The organism is Pseudoclavibacter sp. RFBG4 (assembly GCF_002931515.1).
Lineage (GTDB): Bacteria > Actinomycetota > Actinomycetes > Actinomycetales > Microbacteriaceae > Pseudoclavibacter.
The window spans coordinates 1-2,547 of the sequence record NZ_PSYC01000071.1 but is presented as its reverse complement, the minus strand read 5'-3'; the positions used below and the strand labels follow the sequence as shown (position 1 = coordinate 2,547).

Here is a 2,547-nt window from a genome sequence, read left to right as displayed (position 1 = left end):
GCACCCTCCCGCCCCCGGATCGCTGCCCGGCGATTCGCCCTCAGGAGCCTCGCGTCGAGGGGGCTTTGTCGGGCAGTGATGAGCTCAGGTTCACTCGGTCTTCTGCGAGAGCGGCGACTCGCGGGGGCTCTCAGGATGCGGGGCGTACGGTCGTGCCGTGAGCGTGCACATCCGCAGCATCGGCACTGCCGTCCCCCCGAACGAGCTGCCCCAGACGAAGGCCCGTGACCTCTTCGCGGCCCAGCCCGGCATCAACCGCCTCGGCGCGCGCCTCATCGGCGCGGCCTTCGACGGCTCCGCGATCGAGACGAGGCACACGGTCGTGGATGCGCTCGCAGGCGGCACCGACTCGGCGCTCGTCGCCGACGGCTTGGTGCTGGACGCCTCCACCGGCGCCCGCAATGCGGTCTACGCCGAGCGCGTGCCCGAGCTGCTGCTCGGCGCCGCCCGTGCCGCGCTCGACGGCAGCGGCCTCGAAACCGGCGACATCACGCACGTCGTCACCGTCTCCTGCACGGGCTTCTACGCGCCCGGCCCCGACTACGAGCTCGTGCGCGGCCTCGGCCTGTCGCCCCGCGTGCAGCGCTTCCACCTCGGTTTCATGGGCTGCTACGGCGCCTTCCCGGCGCTGCGCGCAGCGGATGCCTTCGCCAGAGCCGACCCGGACGCGGTCGTGCTCATCGTGTGCGTCGAGCTGTGCACCATCCACTTGACGAGCTCGAACGACCCGGAGCAGATCGTCGCAACCTCGGTCTTCGCCGACGGGGCCGCGGCAGCCCTCGTGACGGCACGTCCCGCCCCGGCCGGCACGCGCATCCTGACCATCGACGCCCTCGCGAGCACCATCACCGACGAGGGCGAGTCGGAGATGGCGTGGACCATCGGCGACAGCGGGTTCCGGATGCGCCTCTCGGGGTACGTGCCGAGCATCATCGGGGCGTCGATCGAAGACGTCGTCGCTCCTCTGCTCGCGCCGACCGTGCCCGCCGAGACGCCGCTGTGGGCGATCCACCCTGGTGGGCGGAGCATCCTCGACAAGGTCGAGCAGGCCCTCGGCCTCACCGAGGAGCAGCTCGCGCCGTCACGAGGCGTGCTGCGCGACCACGGCAACATGTCGAGCGCGACGGTGCTGTTCATCCTCGAACGGCTGCTCGGTGAGAACGCCAGCGACTCGAGGCGCGGCCCCAGCGGCGGCGAATCGAGCATCGTCGGCACGGGCGTTGATGGCTCAGACGTCGGCGGCCCGAGCGTCGGCGACCCGAGTGTCGGCGATCCGACCGACGGCGACCCGACCAGCGGCGCCTCGAGCACTGGGGGCCCGAGCATCGAGAGCCCCAGCGTTCGTGACCGCGGGGAGGCGCTCTGCGCGATGGCGTTCGGTCCCGGACTCACGGTCGAGGTCGGACGATTCACGCGGACGCGCGCGTGAGCGCACTCCGCGCGGTCGCCTCGGCGCTCGCCCTCCCGCGCGATACGACGTCACTCGAGCTCATGGACGACCCCGATTGCGACCGCGATCGCCTCTTCGCGACGTACGGGCAGTTCCGCGCCGTCAACGCGCTCGTCGCGGGCTGGCGACGCGTGTACCTCCGCGACGTGCGGCCCGTGCTCGACCGGACGCGCGCATCCAGACTGCTGGACATCGGCTTCGGGGGCGGCGACATTCCACTGGCACTCGCCCGATGGGCCGCGCACGACGGGCTGCGCCTCGAGGTGACCGCCATCGACCCAGACGAGCGTGCGCACGAGTTCGTCGAGACGCGCGGCCTCACGGGGAGCGGCGTCGACTTCCGGGCGGCCTCGAGCAGCGAGCTCGTCGCCGCGGGGGAGCGCTACGACATCGTCACGTCCAACCACCTCCTGCACCACCTCGACGCGGATGCGCTCACCGGCCTCCTCGCCGACAGCGCGGCCCTCGCCCCGCTCACCCTGCACAGCGACATCGAGCGCGGACGCCTCGCGCTCGCCGCGTTCGGCGTCGCGACGAAGCCCCTCGACCGCGGGTCGTTCGTGCACTTCGACGGGACGCTCTCCATCCGTCGCAGCTACACGGCGCCCGAGCTTCGCGCGGTCGCGCCGCAGGGATGGACCGTGCGGCGCGAGTTCCCATACCGGCTGCTGCTCACCCGAGACCAGACGCTCACGCCGCAGGGCTCGCCTCAGCCCGCCGGTGTACCGTCGGCGACGTGAACGTGCCCCCGCTGCTGGTCGCCGCGACGACCAGCTACGCCGCGAACTGCGCCCTCGGCGTGAGCGTCGCGACGGGTGTCGTGCGCACCGGCCGCTGGCACTGGATCCACCACGCCCTCTACATCTGCACGTCGGCGCTCACGCTCGCCGCCGGCGTCGCGCTGCTCACGAGCCGCGACGAGCATCGCCGCCGCGCCGGCGCGCTGCTGCTGCCGACCGCGCTCCCGCTCGCCGCGATCCCGTACGCCGGCACCCATTCCCGACGGCACCCCGCCATCGCGCTCGCGGCCGCACCCTTCTACGCGCTCGCGGTGCGAGCATCCGCTAGCCGCACATCCGCTCGCCGCTGACTGGCCC

At 72.7% G+C, this 2,547-nt stretch carries 3 protein-coding genes; all 3 read left to right on the top strand.

Translation table 11 applies throughout. From position 1 onward, the window contains the following. Positions 1-157: 157 nt before the first annotated feature. From C5E10_RS18700 to C5E10_RS18690, 3 genes are read left to right on the top strand one after another with little or no spacing between them, the layout of a single operon-like run. Entirely contained in the window at positions 158-1,429 is a 1,272-nt protein-coding gene (locus tag C5E10_RS18700; RefSeq protein WP_104332936.1) for a type III polyketide synthase, read from the top strand. Next, a complete protein-coding gene (locus tag C5E10_RS18695; RefSeq protein ID WP_258071222.1) occupies positions 1,426-2,190 on the top strand; it encodes a class I SAM-dependent methyltransferase in 765 nt (254 codons plus the stop codon). The genes C5E10_RS18700 and C5E10_RS18695 overlap by 4 nt, the downstream gene beginning before the upstream one ends. Then, positions 2,187-2,540, top strand: coding sequence for a hypothetical protein (locus C5E10_RS18690; protein WP_104332935.1), 354 nt, complete (start codon positions 2,187-2,189; stop codon positions 2,538-2,540). The genes C5E10_RS18695 and C5E10_RS18690 overlap by 4 nt, the downstream gene beginning before the upstream one ends. Positions 2,541-2,547: the final 7 nt, after the last annotated feature.